Origin of the sequence: Alteromonas confluentis (genome assembly GCF_001757105.1) — a bacterium.
In the GTDB taxonomy this organism is placed as follows: domain Bacteria; phylum Pseudomonadota; class Gammaproteobacteria; order Enterobacterales; family Alteromonadaceae; genus Alteromonas; species Alteromonas confluentis.
Map to the genome: position 1 here is coordinate 1 of NZ_MDHN01000006.1, position 15,725 is coordinate 15,725.

Genomic DNA, 15,725 nt, shown 5'->3' on the forward strand with positions numbered 1-15,725 from the left:
ATCATAGAAAGCATTAAACGGCGGGTGCGTGATGGTAGCGTGCTGCGCTTAATCAGCCAGTTCTTAACAAGTGGGGTGATGGTTGAAGGCCATTGGCAGCAGACAGACACAGGGAGTCCGCAAGGTGGGGTAATCAGCCCCTTGATAGCGAACATCTATCTGGATGCGTTTGATAAGGAGATGATGCAACGTGGCCACCGCATAGTGCGCTACGCTGATGATATTCTTATCTTGTGTCGCAGTCGTTCAGCGGCAGAGAATGCGCAACGACAAGCGACCCAAATCCTTGAAGGTAAACTGAAGCTGACCGTGAACACAGAGAAAACCCACATCACACACAGTGATGCGGGTGTCAGGTTCCTTGGTGTGGAAATCGGGACGAAATATACCCGAATCCAAGCGAAGAAACTGGCATTGTTCAAAATGAAGCTAAAGGAGATGACAAAACGCAACGGGGGAAAACCGTTGTCACATGTCATCAACAGACTGAATCCACTGCTAAGAGGGTTCAGCCAGTACTTCAGGATTGCCAATGCCAGCAGGGCATTCAAGCAAATCGCGAGTTGGCTGAGACGCAGACTGCGCAGTGTTCAACTGAAGTTATGGAAAAAGGCGAGCCGCCTGCATCGCTGGCTACGACAGCGGGGCTACAAAGGCAAGTTCGCGTCCATGAGCATGACGAGTTGGCGCAGCGCAAGAAGCCCACTGGCAAGCTACGCGATGCCAAACAGCTGGTTTAACGAACTTGGACTGGTGAATCTGGAAGACGTTAGAACGGGAAATGTGCCCAGCAATTACGCTGGATAAACTGTACAGGAGCCGTATACGAGGCCCGTACGTACGGTTCTGTGAGAGGGATGAGGCGGTGATGCCTCACCCTACTCGATGTGCCTGAAAGAACACAATTTGGTTAAAAGGGAGACAACCAAAAGAGTACAAAAAATAGCCTGAAAACGGCATTTTTCAGAACGTATAAACGCCGCCAATATAGTAATAGACAAACCACAAAACCAAATCCTCTATCACTTTAAAAAATATTTTTAATTTCTTTAAAAACGTTTGTTTTTGAGTGATTTGCGATCTATAAGTTCCCTCAGCAAACGGCCAGTTTGCAAAATTATTAAACATTAAAAACAGAAATTATCACCCACTGAGGGACGTTTTTTTACATCGAAGAAACACCCAGTGGACAGATGACGAAAATCCAGGAAACCACTATGAAAACTTCACTGTCACAAGTGACCAGAAATGTGCGAATTGCACTGGCAGCATCTGCTGCTGTGGGCATGCTCGCATCTGCAAATACCTATGCGCAGGAAGCTGACGAAGCCGAAGCGAAAGATTTTGAACAAATCGCCGTTGTAGGTACCCGTGCTGCCCCTCGTTCTGTTGGCGAGTCTCCAGTACCGGTAGATATTATTTCCAGTGACGAGTTCCAAAACCAGGGCGCAACTGACATGGTCTCCATGATGCAGACTGTTGTTCCTTCATTTAACGTGAACGACCAGCCAATCAACGATGCTTCAACACTGGTACGTCCTGCTAACCTGCGTGGTATGGCATCAGACCACACCTTGGTGCTGGTAAATGGTAAGCGTCGTCACCGTTCTGCGGTAATCACTTTCCTGGGTGGCGGTCTTTCTGACGGTGCACAAGGCCCAGATATTTCTGTTATTCCTTCATCTGCACTGAAGCAGGTGGAAGTACTGCGTGACGGTGCAGCGGCTCAGTATGGTTCTGACGCTATCGCGGGTGTGATTAACTTCGTACTCAACGACGCCGATGAAGGCGGTATGGTTGAAGCCCGTTATGGTTCTTACTACGAAGGCGACGGCGACCTGATGCAAATCTCAGGTAACATTGGTCTTCCACTAAGTGAGAACGGTTTTATTAACCTGTCTGCTGAATACCGCACAGCTGATCCAACATCGCGCAGCGTACAGCGTGATGACGCAGCGGCCCTGATTGCTGCCGGTAACACTGCTGTTGCCGATCCTGCCCAAGTGTGGGGTTCGCCTGAAATTAAAGACGACATCAAGTTCTTCGCGAACTTAGGTCTGGAACTGAACGATAACGCCGAAGCCTACATGTTCGGTAACTACGCAGAGCGTGAAGTGGAAGGTGGTTTCTACTACCGTAACCCGCACAACCGTGGCGGTGTGAATGACGGTGGTACTGATGCCGACGGTAACCAGTTACTGCTGGTTGGCGACCTGACTGGCGATATGTCTGGTAACTGCCCAACTGACATTCAAGTGGGTGACAACGTGCTTGAAAATCCACGTTACATCAACGAAGTTGCTAATAACCCGAACTGTTTCGCATTTAACGAAATGTTCCCAGGTGGTTTCACGCCTCGCTTCGGTGGTACGGTTCAAGATATGTCACTGGTATTCGGTACCCGTGGTGAACTGCCGAACGAAATCGGTTACGACATCAGCTTAAACCTGGGTCAAAACGAAATCGACTTCGCGATTTCAAACACCATCAACCCTTCTTTAGGTCCAGACACGCCAACGTCGTTTAAGCCTGGTACTTATGTTCAGTCTGAACAGACTTTCGACCTTGACCTGACCAAGCCAATTGAAGTGGGTCTGAATGAGCCTCTGTATCTGGCTGGTGGTTTCCAGTATCGCCACGAGAGCTATGAAGCGAAAGCGGGTGATATTGCCTCTTATGAAATTGGTCCATTGGCTTCACAAGGCTTCGGTATCGGTTCAAACGGTTTCCCGGGTTTGTCTAACAAGAGCCAAGGCGAAGCATCACGTCACAACATCGCATTTTATTTAGATGCTGAATTGTACCTGACGGATGATTTCCTGGTTGCCGCTGCGGTACGTTACGAAGATTACTCTGACTTCGGTAACACCACGAAAGGTAAAGTGTCTGCGCGTTACCAGTTAACCGATAACATTGCACTGCGTGGTGCGTACTCTACTGGCTTTAAAGCGCCTACAATCGGTCAGAGCACCGTGCGTAACGTAACCACTGCATTTGGTGCGAGTGGTCAGCTGGAAGATCAGGCAACATTGCCACCAACAGATCCTATCTCTGTACAGAAAGGTGGTACGCCGTTAACGCCAGAAGAATCTGAGTCTATGAGCTTCGGTGTTGTTGCTGAGTTCGACAACGGTCTGTTCCTGACTGCCGACTACTACCACATTGAAGTGACTGACCGTATCAGTACAACTTCAGCAATCGCGTTAACTGAAGAAGACATTGCTGCTCTGCTGGCACAAGGTGTGAGCGATGCGTCTAGCTTCTCTGCGGTTAAGTTCTTCACTAACGATTTCGATACCACAACTGAAGGTCTTGATGTTGTTGCTAACTACAGCCAGGACATGTTTGGCGGTGAAACCAAGTACTCACTGGCATACAACTGGACTTCAACAACGGTTGACCAAGCTTCAGACAACATCACACCAGAGCGTGTACGTATGCTGGAAGACAACCTGCCAGCAACCCGTTGGAGCTTTACTGCCAACCACACTAATGGTGACTGGCGCGTACTGGGTCGTCTGAACTATTTCGGTAGCATCTTTGAAGATCACCTGGATTCAGGTCTGCCTATCGACAATATTGGTTCTGAGCTGAGCCTAGACGTTGAAGTGGGTTATCACTTTACCGACGACCTGCAGGTTGTTGTAGGTGCGAAGAATGCGCTGGATGAGTACCCAGACCGCAATACGCAGTACGATAATGAGATTGCTGGTGCTATGTATCCGGTAACTTCACCATTGGGTATCAATGGTGGTTTCTACTACGTTCGTGGTATTTACACCTTCTAATAGCTAGTACTGTCAATTAAAAGGGGGCTTTGCCCCCTTTATTGGCTGTAAAAAGTACGAAAAAATGCATGACTTATGTAGTAATAAACTGGCAATATAGCCTGTGTTGTAACGGTTTTGCTACATATACTGCGAAGAAAATATGACCAGAAAGTCGACTATTGCTGCCACATTTATAAAATACCGCACAAAAATGATGCGGGCTGTGGGCGCTATTGTCAGTTCGGATGATATCGAAGACATCGTGCAGGAAGCGTTCATAAAAAGTTACGAAGCAGAACTTACCCAAGAGATCCGCTACGAACGCACTTACATGCTCAAAACAGCAAGAAACCTTGCGCTTAATCATGTGAACAGTGCTGCCAGCCAGTTAAATCAGGCGGTAGACGATATGGACATGCTATCTAATGATCTCATTGGATATAACCTTGAAAAGCATGTCGAAAGTAAAGAACGATTTATTCATTTCTGTCGCGCCACTGAATCTTTGTCGCCAGAAGTGAAGCGAGTATTTTTATTAAAGAAAGTTTATGGCATGAGCCAGCGCGACATTGCTGAGCTTGTGGGGCTAAGTGAAAGTACTGTAGAGAAACACGTGGCGAAAGGCCTGTTACAGTGCTCTAAATTTCTGGCGTCATCCGGTGACACATCCAGAGACAAACCCGTTAAGCCTAAACATCATCAGGACAATCATAGTAGTTAAGCCATGAGTAATGTCAGTAAATTTACCAGCAAGGACGATATCCACGAAGAAGCGTGTTTGTGGATAAGCCGGATTGATCGTGGTTTGAGTAGTGAAGAGACCGAATCACTGCAAGCATGGTTGGGCGCAAGTTCCAGTCATCGCAGGATCCTTTTCGAAGTGGCTCAATTGTGGGACGACTTGAGCGTACTTAATGAATTAAAAGGGCTGTTCCCAGACCGTAATCAATATAATGGCGAAGCCCGCAAAGCAAAGAGCATTTTACGTCAAGCGCGCTGGAGCGTTGCCGCTGGTTTTATTTTGATGGTTGCCGCTGCTGCCATGATGGTGGATTCCTATTGGCTTAACCAGAGTGATTCCGGCTATCAGTTGGTCCAGCGAGTGGGAACGGCCATTGGTGAGCAGAAAACCCTGACCCTAAACGACGGTTCAGTGGTGCACATGAATACTAACTCCGCGATTCACATTAAGTTTGATGAAGACGAGCGGATCATTGATTTAATCAAGGGTGAAGCTCACTTCACCGTCGCTCACGATGCAAGCCGACCTTTCACCGTGACTGCTGGTATTAATACCGTCACCGCTATCGGTACGGCGTTTAACATGCAGTATACCAACGACGAGGCATTTGAATTGGTCGTCACTGAAGGGCGAGTTCTGGTGCAAGATAAAGTGTCTTCGATTTCCCGGGAGGAGATTGCAGATGTGATAAAGTCTGGAACAACTCGCGCTGACCTTAAGTTACTGGCCGCTGGTGAAAAAGCCAATGTCGACGGTATCCTCAGCGATTTGAGAAATCTTGATGATGATGCCATGGAGCAAGATCTCGCCTGGCAACAGGGCATGATTGTATTCAAAGGTGAAGCGTTAGAAGATGCTTTACGTGAAATTGAACGTTACACCGCTGTCAGCTTTGAAATAGATGGCGCAGAACTGCGTAAAAAGCGTGTGGCTGGATATTTCAAGGTAGGTGACATCAGTGGCCTGCTATCCGCACTTAAAAACAGCTTCCACATCGAGCACAAGCGAGTAGATGCCATGACGATTCAATTGTCAGAGCAAGAAAGCTAATTCAAGAGTAGCCCGCTTCATAGCGGCGCTATTTTTGTGCCTAATATCAACTTTTATAGCCGTGTTCACAGTGGATGTGGCAATTCTCAAGTTATCTCAGTATTAATTTTTATTATTCCGGCCATTGGTATATTGTGCCGGTCGTAGTATGTAGGTAGCGTTGTGGAAGTCAGAAAAGTCGTTATACTGCATTAACAGCAACATCAATACTTTGTAACTCACTATATGTATAGCCTGTAAGCGAATCAGCGCTGAATAATAATAACGAAACCACGTAATAGTGAAGAAATTCGACAATGTTAATTTTTAATACTTTTGACAACTAGCCTGTTCATGCGCTTTTCATTAGTAAGCCAACGCCTTAGACGACAGCTTCGCATCACCGGATTAGTTGCAGCCAGCTACTTCGCTGCATCTGTTGCAATGGCTCAACAGAAAATTGAATTCGACATTCCTGCGCAGCGGGCGGATGTTGCGTTAACAGAATTCGCTAAACAAGCGAATACCACCTTACTGTTTCCCTATGAACTCGCCGAGAAAGTGCAAGCTAATGGCTTGTCGGGTACTTTTACCCTGCAGGAGGGGTTAATTCATCTTTTGAAGGGAACCGAGCTCGCCGTGCAGATTGATGCTACTGGCATGCTAACCGTAAAGCCTATTGTTGAGTTACGCCAGCCACCACCGCGTCCACCTAAAACCCGCATTAATGATGACATCGGTTTTTCTATTGAACGTATCGCTATCGTAGGCACCCGCAGTGCACCACGTTCAGTGGTTGAGTCGCCGGTACCGCTGGACATCATTGCCGGTGATACACTCCAAGCTCAGGGCAGTTCCGATGTGTTAAGCATGCTGGCCGGTGTTGTACCGTCACTGAATGTAAACGATCAGCCCATAAACGATGCCGCTAGTTTAGTTCGCCCGGCCAATCTGCGGGGTATGGCTGCCGACCACACGCTGGTGTTACTTAATGGCAAGCGACGCCATCGATCCTCTGTGATTACGTTCCTGGGAGGCGGTTTATCAGATGGTGCACAGGGGCCTGATATTTCAGTCTTGCCCGCCGGTGCCATGAGACAGGTTGAAGTGCTTCGCGACGGCGCCGCAGCGCAGTACGGTTCGGATGCGATTGCTGGGGTTATCAACTTTGTGCTCGACGACCGCCGAGAGGGGGGATACCTCAGCGCAAAAACCGGTGAGTATTATGAAGGTGATGGCGAACTGGTTCATCTACAAGGGAACCTTGGCACGTCATTGGGAAGTGGCTTTTTTAATATCACGGCAGAGTATCAACAACGGAATGGCACGAGTCGTTCCGTGCAGCGCGCAGACGCACAAGCGCTTATCGACGCCGGTAATACGTTTGTTTCATCCCCCTCCCAGGTATGGGGAGCGCTGGATGTAAATAGCGACGCCAAACTGGCTTTTAATGCGGCGGTTCCGCTAACCGAGAAAGTCGATGTCTATTGGTTTGGTACCGCTGCACGTCGTGAAATTGAGGGCGGATTTTACTATCGTCACCCTCATACCAGACTGGGGATTTTTGCTGATCCAAACAGTGATACAGCCAAACTTCTCGTCGCAGACAAAGATGGCTTAGGGCAGGGGATAACGTGTCCTGATATTTTTATCACCGACAACAACGTGTTGGACGACCCCGCCTATTTGCAAATTGCGGATAATTCTACGTCGCTGGGCCAGAACTGTTTTGCATTTAATGAATGGTTTCCCGGTGGCTTTACCCCACGCTTTGGCGGTGTGATAAAAGACGGTTCTGCCTTTGCGGGCATTCGCGGTGAGCTCAATGATGATTGGCTTTTTGATCTTAGTGCCAGTGTCGGTTATTCGAATGTGAGCTATCGCTTGCATAACACCATTAATCCCTCGCTAGGCGAAGCGACGCCAACCAGTTTTACGCCCGGTGCGGTCAGTCAGTTAGAGCGTACCATCAACCTGGATTTTTCTCGTTTCTTTGACAGTTGGACGTCTAAACCTATCAGTTTCGCAACGGGTATGGAGTGGCGACGTGAGCGCTATAGCCAGCAGGCAGGCGATGAAGCGTCGTGGATTGAAGGGCCGTTTGCGAACAATGCAGAAGTTGCGACTTCTCCTGGCTTTGGGATTGGTTCTAATGGCTTTCCGGGTTATCAGCCGGTCACTGCAGGGGACTGGAGCCGCCACAACTGGGCCTTGTATGCCGATGTGGAAATGTACCTGAGTGAAGATCTGCAACTTGCCACCGCATTGCGCTCAGAGCACTTCTCTGATTTTGGCTCTACCCTAGATGGTAAGGTTAATCTGCGATACCAGTTAAACGATATCGTGTCTTTTCGAAGCTCTCTAAGTTCGGGCTTCAAGGCGCCCACGGTGGGGCAGAGCAATGTCATCAATATTACTACGGCCTATGCGTCAACGGGTCTGGAAGATCAAGCAACGCTGCCTCCTACGCACCCTATATCGCAAATGCTGGGTGCCGAACCGCTAACCCCAGAAGAATCGATTAACAGCAGCATTGGACTGGTCGCCTTTTGGGACGAGGATTTTTATCTCACCATCGATTATTTCAATATTCGTCTGTATGACCGTATCAGTACCACATCCGCCATTCCCCTTACTGCAGACGACGTGGAACAACTCATCGCACAGGGTAATCCGGAAGCCGACAACTACCGCGCTATTAAATATTTTGCCAATGATTTTGATACCGCGACACAGGGTGTCGATATTGTATTGAATTACCGGTTTGATTTGGCTGATGTGACCAATGCGCTAACGACATCATTTAACTGGACAGATACGCGGGTTAAGCGGCTTTCGGCTTTTCCGCAAACTCAGCCTGATGGTGAAGTGTTACTGGTACCTAGTCTGACACCGCAGCGGGTGCGCATGCTGGAAGACAACCTTCCTGCCGTGCGGATAACCACTACCTTAAAGCAACACTGGCAGGCCTGGTCTATGCTGTGGCGGCTTAAGTACTATGGCGCGTTTTATGAAGACCATGTTGATGCGGCTGCGGGAATGGATATCGACGGTAGCAGCATGATTACCCTGGATGCGGAATTAAGCTGGCACTATTCTGAAAACCTGACGCTGGCGTTAGGGGCTTCGAATGTATTTAATACAACGCCGCAAATTAATCCTTATGCAGATGTAGTAGGGGCGCTGTATCCACCTACATCACCTTCAGGTATGAACGGTGGATTCTGGTATTTGCAGTCGCGATATGATTTTTAACAACGTGTGCAGGTTCGTGTTCGAAGAAAGCTTGAAGGCGTTAAACGTGCTAGGGCGCTGAACCCTGGAAGACGTAGAATAAAGCTGAAATTAAAGGGGAAGGCTAGTTAGCAAACCTCTTTGAATAACGTTTCATCGATAATTGTTGAATCGATAATTTGCTGAGCCATCTGAATACACTTTCCGCATTGATTACCCAGATCGAGTTGCTGACGAAGTTCACGGATGTTACCTACGCCATCTTGTTCTACTGCATTTTTGATGTCTTTATCTGTTACGCCATAACACATGCAAACAAACATACTACCAACCCGTTAAATTAAATCGTTAATGATAATAATTGCTATTTGTATGTTTGGCAAGGTTGAAAGATCATTTTTATGATTAAACTTTAGACTAAATACAGTGGCGATTAATAATATCGATAGATTTTGACAACAGAATACTTGGCTTTCATTTATCCGCACCTATATTGAAAGTGCCGCAATGGCAAAACTATAACAATCTGAAAAAATTTGGAGCAAACAATGAGCGTACTGGTAGGCCGTCCGGCCCCTGACTTTACTGCAGCAGCTGTTTTAGGCAGTGGTGAAATCGTTGATACTTTCACTTTAAGCGAAGCAATTAAAGGTAAAAAAGCGGTTATCTTCTTTTACCCGCTGGACTTCACTTTTGTGTGTCCTTCTGAACTGATTGCTTTTGACAAGCGTTACGAAGAGTTCCAGAAGCGCGGTGTAGAAGTGATTGGTGTATCTATCGATTCTCAGTTCTCTCACAATGCGTGGAGAAACACGCCAGTAAATGAAGGCGGTATTGGTCCGGTTAAGTACACACTGGTTGCTGACGTTAAGCACGAAATCTGCCAGGCATATGACGTTGAGCACCCAGAAGCAGGTGTCGCGTTCCGTGGTTCCTTCCTGATCGACGGTGAAGGCAATGTACGTCACCAGGTCGTTAACGATCTGCCTCTGGGCCGCAACATCGACGAGATGCTGCGTATGGTTGACGCACTGAGCTTCCATGAAGAGCACGGTGAAGTATGTCCAGCAGGTTGGACTGAAGGTAAGTCTGGCATGGACGCATCGCCAGCAGGTGTTGCTAAATACCTGTCAGAAGAAGCTGACAAGCTTTAATCGACGGTGTGATATCTACAACGCCGCGCTAATGTAAATCAGCGCGGCGTTTTTGTTTCTAGCGCTTCCTGGCAGACAGACTCTTACCAAGATGTTCCAGTGTTTGTCCTCGGGTTTCGGGGAAAAAGCTGATGACACAAACAAGTTGCACAGCCATCATCAGGGTAAAGAAGCCAAATAACAGCGCAGGTGAAAATTGATTGAGTAGCCAGGGCATCAACAAAGCGATGAGGGCTGCAAAAATCCAGTGGGTGCTGCTTCCCAGCGACTGCCCTTTGGCCCGCACGGCATTAGGGAATATCTCTGAAATAAACACCCAAATTACCGCTCCCTGACCCATGGCGTGCGCCGCAATAAACAGGAAAATCAGTCCTACTACCATGATCCCCTGCCACTGAAAATAGAAGGCGCAGGTTAACAAACTCAACGAAATCAGATAGCCAATCGAGCCGATATACAGCAGTTGTCGTCGACCCATTCGATCAATTAATGAGAGGCCCACGAGGGTGAACGCCAGATTAACCAATCCAATGCCCGCACTGGAAAGTAGCGCAGAAGAGGCATCGAGACCGGCGAGCGTGAAAATACGGGGTGCAAAGTAAATAACAAAGTTAATCCCTGATAACTGATTAAACATGGCAACCAGAAAAGCCAGTAGCACAGGTAACCGGTAGGCCGCATGAAATAGCGAAGGACTGGTATGTGTGGCCGCATCGAGTTTCACCGATTTAAGCGTTGCTTCGGGTGTAGGGTCACCTGCCAGACGCAACACCTCAAGGCTTTGGGTTTCATCATGCTTATGCAAGAGTAACCAGCGCGGACTTTCTGGCACATTCATTACCAGAAGCAAATAAATAAGGGCGGGTACCGCTTCTATGCCCAGCATCCAACGCCAGTCGAGGCTAAACCATTCTGCGAGTAAGTAGTTAGACAGAAAGGCCAAAAGAATGCCGAACACAATCTGAAACTGATAGGTCGCGACCATTCGCCCCCGTTTTTCTGCAGGCGCAATTTCAGCGATATATGCAGGTACAGCAATTGACGAGACACCCACACCAAAACCGCCAATGAATCGCATCAGGCTGAATATATATGGGTCTGTAGCGAATGCAGAGCCTAAGGCTGAAACCACATACAGCACACCTATGGCGACCAGAGTGGGTTTTCGGCCGAATTTGTCACAAGGAAAGTTAGCCAGCAGTGCGCCGAGCACCGTTCCCCATAAGGCAGAGGACATAACCAATAGGCCATGGGTCAGATCAGAGGTTTGCCAGAGTGCCTGAATAGGCTGGTCGGCACCCGATATCACCGCTGTATCAAAACCAAATAAAAATCCGGCGAATGCAACGGTGAAGGTCCATAACACGATAGGGTGTTTCATAACGTGAACAACTTAAACGATTCAGATTAAGTTAGTGTACGTTACGTTTTGTTAACAATAAAGTGAATAACAACAAACAAGTGAGTGTGTGAGATTTGCGTGGGGCTAGTGGAAAAGGAGAGGCTGTGCTCTCCCCATATCGATAATACGTGTTATGTCTCGCGCGCGGCTTAAGCGTTCTCGGCTACAGGCCATCCGCCTAACGATTTGTAGCGGTTAACGATGTAACAGAACAACTCAGCGGTTCTCTCGGCATCATAGAGCGCGCTGTGTGCTTCACTCTGATCAAACGGGATGCCGGCTTCACGGCAGGCTTTTACCAGTACGGTTTGCCCTACAGCAAGACCTGCTAAGGTAGTGGTATCAAACGAGACGAAAGGGTGGAATGGCGTGCGTTTAATATTGCTTCGCGCAATAGCAGCATTCACAAAACTCTGATCAAAGGTCGCATTGTGGGCAACAATGACCGAGCGTTGACAGTCTGCATCTTTTTGCAGTTTTCTGATTTGCTTGCACACTTCCTTCATAACTTCGGTTTCATCAAGGGCGCCGCGTAATGGACAATGTGGATCAATACCGTTGAAATCCAGCGCAGCCTGTTCGAGGTTCGCCCCTTCAAACGGGTTAACATGAAAGTGTACGGTTTTATGAGGGTGTAGATCGCCGTTTTCATCCATCTGAAGTGTCACCGCAGCAATTTCAAGCAGGGCGTCGGTGGCGGCATTGAAACCGGCAGTCTCCACATCAATAATGACGGGGAAATAACCGCGAAAGCGATGCTTCAGTACATTGGCATTTTCAGACATAAACAGCAGAAATCCTTGATAATAAAGGCGTGCATTTTACAGATAGTCGCTGAAAAACCAGCCTCGGCGTTCAGGAATATCATGGCGAAAGGCGTGATTATCGCAAGAACTGCTTTGGGTATCTACCTTTGAAAACTAAGCAATGCTGTGAATACGCGAATTGTTGTCGTGCTGTGCTAAACTTTTTTCTCATCGTGGCGATAAAGAAAGTGCAAATCATCTTTTGTAGCAGGGCGGAATATGTTTCGACAGGTAGTAATCGGCATTTTTTTGATTAGTGCGCCAGCAATGGGCGCAATGCGGCAGTATGCCGCTCCCGTGGAAGCATCTGACTGGATGCTGAAAGAGCAAACGCGCCTTCAGTGTACTCTTGCTCATACCGTGCCGGGCTATGGTGATGCGCTATTTTCAAGTGTGGCTTCCAAACAGTTAAACATGGAATTTGAACTGGACATGGATTTGTTACCAAAAAAATTCGATGTCGCTGCGGTGTATTCCGTGCCGCCTACCTGGATGCCAGGAGCAATGCCCAAGAATATTGCTGACATGACGCTACGAACCCAATACAACGGCGACTTACCTGAGCAAGCTGCATGGACCATGCTAAGCGAGCTCGAAAAGGGTTACTGGCCCACGATTTATTACAAAGATTGGTATAACGAGTACGATAAAGTTGCCGTGGCACTGAATGCCAGTAACTTTACACCTGTATATCGAAATTTTGTGAAATGTGTTTCGCAACTCCTGCCTTACAATTTCGACGATATTGCTTATACCGTGTTGTCCTACGAGAAAAGCAGTGTTGACCTCACAAAATATTCGCAAAAGCGATTGAGTATGATTGGCGAGTACTTAAAAGAAGATAAAGAATTGGAGCTAGTACTTCTCGATGGCTACACCGATAGCTATGGTAGTCGCTATAGCAACGAGCAGTTATCTATTCGTCGTGCGGAGCAGGTGAAGTCATTCTTCACCTCAATGGGAGTGGATGCTGAGAGAATTGAAGTCACCGGGCATGGTGAGAAACGCCACATTTCACCAAACACCAATGCCGATTCACGGGCAATGAACCGTAGGGTTGTAGTGCGCTTGTCTAAAGGATAGACATGTTACAGTGAGAGACTAAAACGCCGGCAACACTGCCGGCGTTTTACTATTTACCACTTTGTAGCAGAAAATTCTTCACGGGGGGAATTTGATCGGTAAATACGCCATCTACTGCCAGTGGCCCCGTCAATAATCCAATGATCTGCTCTGCAGTCATTCCCGTGGGGAGTGCATCAATCCGAAATGTATAAGGGTGGATAACCAGGCCTTCCTTTTTTGCCGTTGCTAGCCAGGGGCTCGGAACAATCTTACCTTGCTGTAGTGCTTTCATGTCTAATAGCTGTGGGAGCCAGGGGCCAATGCCGTCGGCGTATTTTGCTATGTCTTGCATGCCTTGCTCGGTTAGTAGTGTCTGATAATCGGTCGCAGACTCGCCCCAACTGTTGTCGGCCAGCAGTAAGACAATCTTGCCTTTAAAACCAAGCTCGTTGCGTAAACGCTTCACTTCAGCAAAATCAAAACACTGCACATAAATGTTCGCATTCTCGCCATTGAGATTGTAGCGCGCCAATGTGTCTAGTAGTCGTTGACTGATATCTACGCCTTCTTTTTTATGCCAGGCAGGGGATTTGATTTCAGTATAAAAGCCAATATTGCTATTGAACTCGCGGTTAAGTTCACTGATAAGCTCAATGTGTTCATCTAGCGTAGCAACGGTAAACAGAGCTTTGCTGCCATGATAGCGATTGGCAAACACTTGTTTTCCATCAGTATCCGACCGTTCTTTTACTTGCAATGTACGTAATTCCGCTAGCGTGAAATCCAGTGCGTACCAACGACCATCGTCACGAACGCGATCGGGAAACTTCGCAGCCACATCGGTTACGGTATCCAGATGAATATCGTGAAGCACAACCAATTCGCCGTCTTTCGTCGCCACCACATCTTGTTCGATGAAATCGGGTTGTTGAGCAAATGCCAGGGTAGCAGCTTCCAGGGTATGTTCAGGCAAATAGCCAGATGCGCCGCGGTGGGCAATGATATCGAAGGCGCTGGCTTGGCTGGTGATCAGCGCGGTGGATAACGCAATGGCTTTTAGTTTGCTGGTAAACAAGAGTAATCCTTTTTTGTGATGCTCGCCGAAAGATCATGACGATGCTTTAAATGTTAACACGCGTTATAGACAGTAATGTGGCAGTGGCACTATCTCAAGAAAAAACGGTTAGATAGGGCGCTGAATGGGTTCGGCAAAAGTGATTGAGTGAAAACTTAAAAGGGGGATTATTCGCTATTTTAAGCGCTAGGTTGAAATGCTATCAATGGCGGCGAAGGGCAAAGAACGGGTTTGCAGGCAAACAAACCCGTTCAATTCGTTACTTATGACGCTTAAAAGGAGGACGATTACCTTTTAATTTGGGTTTGTCCTCATCTTCAAGTAATTCTAACTGCGCTACATCGTAAACCGGCATGCGAGTGGTAACCCGTCGATAGGGAGGCTTGCCGCGTTTAATGACTTCTTTTACTTCCACGTACTCTGTGGCGGCTTCTCCGAGTGCTTCGAGTTGAGCAACGTCGGAAACCGGTACCGTTTTAACTACACGCTTGAACGGCGGCTTGCCAGAGTAATCTACAACTTGAATGTCGATAGTGTCTTGATCGTTACTTGCCATTACTAAGCTGCTCATCGAAGAGGCTAAAGCGAATGTGGCTAATCTTAGCGCGAATTTCATCATGGTGTCCTTATCTGTTTTTGCATCAAAATGGTGCTTGATTATTGTGATAAACAAATAATTAACAAGCAATCCTATCTGGTGATAGCATTTTGCTATCAATGTGTATTTATTTTGGTGATGATTGCTATCTGTTTAGGCCATTTTAGGCGCACTTTCATAAAATTTGCTTCTTAGTGGTGCAATCTCGTTGTGCGGTGCTCATTAGTGGGGCGATAGCCAATTTGATGAAGACTTTGATGTCTGTGAGATCAGGCACTTACATACTGGCCATATAGTTGCTGTGTAATTGGGGTTAGTAAACAGGACAATGATCATGAAACCCCTGAATAACCGTGCACAGTCGTTTAATCTATTAAAGAGCCCATTAAAAAGCGTACTGATATTCTCGCTAACATTGCTGTCGATGCATGGGCTAGCCAGTGAGCAAACCATCAGTCTACAACAACATGCGGGTGGCACGCTGTACCTGGATGCCACGCTCGACTCGGCGATTAACGCATCATTCCTACTCGATACGGGTTCCAGTTTATTGACACTCAATGAGCAAACCTTCAAAGCGTTAAACCGAAACAAAAAGCTGATTGCAACCACTAAAGCCGCTGCGCGAATGGCCAACGGCAAAATTGTCACGGTGTCCCAATATCGTCTCGATTCAGTGCGTATCGGTGGGCATTGCGAAGTTGGGCCGGTGGATGTCTCTGTGCTGCCAAGAGGCAGTAATATTCTTGGTGTGAATGCACTACTCAAAGCGGCGCCGCTAACCCTGACAGCGGAACAAATAACACTGTCAGGATGTTTGCAAGAGTAAACACTGGTAGCAGTTTTGGAG

General features: G+C 47.5%; 13 protein-coding genes. 8 read left to right on the forward strand and 5 right to left on the reverse strand.

The genetic code is table 11. The annotated features are described in order from the left end of the window. The 5 genes from BFC18_RS02575 to BFC18_RS02595 all read left to right on the forward strand — a co-directional run. On the forward strand, positions 1–807 hold an 807-nt coding region (locus tag BFC18_RS02575), incomplete at its 5' end, for a reverse transcriptase domain-containing protein (protein ID WP_245680317.1). A gap of 410 nt (positions 808–1,217) precedes the next feature. Further along, complete coding sequence (locus tag BFC18_RS02580) at positions 1,218–3,788, forward strand: TonB-dependent receptor plug domain-containing protein (protein WP_070123638.1); 2,571 nt, start codon at positions 1,218–1,220, stop codon at positions 3,786–3,788. Between the two features lie 142 nt (positions 3,789–3,930). Then, positions 3,931–4,491: an RNA polymerase sigma factor gene (locus BFC18_RS02585; protein WP_070123639.1), complete on the forward strand. Its 561-nt coding sequence runs from the start codon at positions 3,931–3,933 to the stop codon at positions 4,489–4,491. Between the two features lie 3 nt (positions 4,492–4,494). Continuing rightward, complete coding sequence (locus tag BFC18_RS02590; RefSeq protein ID WP_070123640.1) at positions 4,495–5,562, forward strand: FecR family protein; 1,068 nt, start codon at positions 4,495–4,497, stop codon at positions 5,560–5,562. Between the two features lie 423 nt (positions 5,563–5,985). Then, positions 5,986–8,796, forward strand: a complete 2,811-nt coding sequence (locus BFC18_RS02595) for a TonB-dependent receptor plug domain-containing protein (protein ID WP_245680326.1) — start codon at positions 5,986–5,988, stop codon at positions 8,794–8,796. Between the two features lie 107 nt (positions 8,797–8,903). Here BFC18_RS02595 and BFC18_RS02600 read toward each other — a convergent pair whose 3' ends face one another. After that, positions 8,904–9,098, reverse strand: a complete 195-nt coding sequence (locus BFC18_RS02600; protein WP_070123642.1) for a bacterioferritin-associated ferredoxin — start codon at positions 9,096–9,098, stop codon at positions 8,904–8,906. A gap of 225 nt (positions 9,099–9,323) precedes the next feature. Between BFC18_RS02600 and BFC18_RS02605 the strand changes: the two genes are divergently transcribed. Beyond that, positions 9,324–9,929 (forward strand): peroxiredoxin, encoded by a 606-nt coding sequence (locus BFC18_RS02605; protein ID WP_070123643.1) that lies wholly within the window; start codon positions 9,324–9,326, stop codon positions 9,927–9,929. Positions 9,930–9,987: 58 nt separating this feature from the next. Here the strand turns inward: BFC18_RS02605 and BFC18_RS02610 are convergent, their stop codons facing one another. After that, complete coding sequence (locus tag BFC18_RS02610) at positions 9,988–11,310, reverse strand: sugar porter family MFS transporter (RefSeq protein ID WP_070123644.1); 1,323 nt, start codon at positions 11,308–11,310, stop codon at positions 9,988–9,990. 170 nt (positions 11,311–11,480) lie between these two features. Further along, the gene (rnt, locus tag BFC18_RS02615; RefSeq protein ID WP_070123645.1) at positions 11,481–12,116 is read right to left on the reverse strand and encodes a ribonuclease T; all 636 of its coding nucleotides are present in this window, start codon (positions 12,114–12,116) and stop codon (positions 11,481–11,483) included. Positions 12,117–12,356: 240 nt separating this feature from the next. Here rnt and BFC18_RS02620 point away from each other — a divergent pair, with 240 nt between their 5' ends. Continuing rightward, positions 12,357–13,220: a flagellar protein MotY gene (locus BFC18_RS02620; RefSeq protein WP_070123646.1), complete on the forward strand. Its 864-nt coding sequence runs from the start codon at positions 12,357–12,359 to the stop codon at positions 13,218–13,220. A gap of 49 nt (positions 13,221–13,269) precedes the next feature. Here the strand turns inward: BFC18_RS02620 and glpQ are convergent, their stop codons facing one another. Together glpQ and BFC18_RS02630 are read right to left on the reverse strand one after the other, a co-directional pair. Then, on the reverse strand, positions 13,270–14,277 hold the full coding sequence (gene glpQ, locus BFC18_RS02625) for a glycerophosphodiester phosphodiesterase (RefSeq protein ID WP_083272881.1): 1,008 nt from the start codon (positions 14,275–14,277) through the stop codon (positions 13,270–13,272). Between the two features lie 259 nt (positions 14,278–14,536). After that, the gene (locus BFC18_RS02630) at positions 14,537–14,833 is read right to left on the reverse strand and encodes a hypothetical protein (RefSeq protein ID WP_139138932.1); all 297 of its coding nucleotides are present in this window, start codon (positions 14,831–14,833) and stop codon (positions 14,537–14,539) included. A 376-nt stretch (positions 14,834–15,209) separates the two neighbouring features. On the opposite strand from BFC18_RS02630, the gene BFC18_RS02635 reads away from it, so the two are divergent. Then, a complete protein-coding gene (locus BFC18_RS02635; protein WP_070123648.1) occupies positions 15,210–15,704 on the forward strand; it encodes a retropepsin-like aspartic protease family protein in 495 nt (164 codons plus the stop codon). The last annotated feature ends 21 nt before the right edge of the window (positions 15,705–15,725 follow it).

Excerpts from the sequence above, each read along its gene's own strand:
- BFC18_RS02580 (WP_070123638.1), top strand. The coding sequence starts at position 1,218 with ATGAAAACTTCACTGTCACAAGTGACCAGAAATGTGCGAATTGCACTG.
- BFC18_RS02585 (WP_070123639.1), top strand. The coding sequence starts at position 3,931 with ATGACCAGAAAGTCGACTATTGCTGCCACATTTATAAAATACCGCACA.
- BFC18_RS02590 (WP_070123640.1), top strand. The coding sequence starts at position 4,495 with ATGAGTAATGTCAGTAAATTTACCAGCAAGGACGATATCCACGAAGAA.
- BFC18_RS02595 (WP_245680326.1), top strand. The coding sequence starts at position 5,986 with ATGGCTCAACAGAAAATTGAATTCGACATTCCTGCGCAGCGGGCGGAT.
- BFC18_RS02600 (WP_070123642.1), bottom strand. The coding sequence starts at position 9,098 with ATGTTTGTTTGCATGTGTTATGGCGTAACAGATAAAGACATCAAAAAT.
- BFC18_RS02605 (WP_070123643.1), top strand. The coding sequence starts at position 9,324 with ATGAGCGTACTGGTAGGCCGTCCGGCCCCTGACTTTACTGCAGCAGCT.
- BFC18_RS02610 (WP_070123644.1), bottom strand. The coding sequence starts at position 11,310 with ATGAAACACCCTATCGTGTTATGGACCTTCACCGTTGCATTCGCCGGA.
- rnt (WP_070123645.1), bottom strand. The coding sequence starts at position 12,116 with ATGTCTGAAAATGCCAATGTACTGAAGCATCGCTTTCGCGGTTATTTC.
- BFC18_RS02620 (WP_070123646.1), top strand. The coding sequence starts at position 12,357 with ATGTTTCGACAGGTAGTAATCGGCATTTTTTTGATTAGTGCGCCAGCA.
- BFC18_RS02630 (WP_139138932.1), bottom strand. The coding sequence starts at position 14,833 with ATGGCAAGTAACGATCAAGACACTATCGACATTCAAGTTGTAGATTAC.
- BFC18_RS02635 (WP_070123648.1), top strand. The coding sequence starts at position 15,210 with ATGAAACCCCTGAATAACCGTGCACAGTCGTTTAATCTATTAAAGAGC.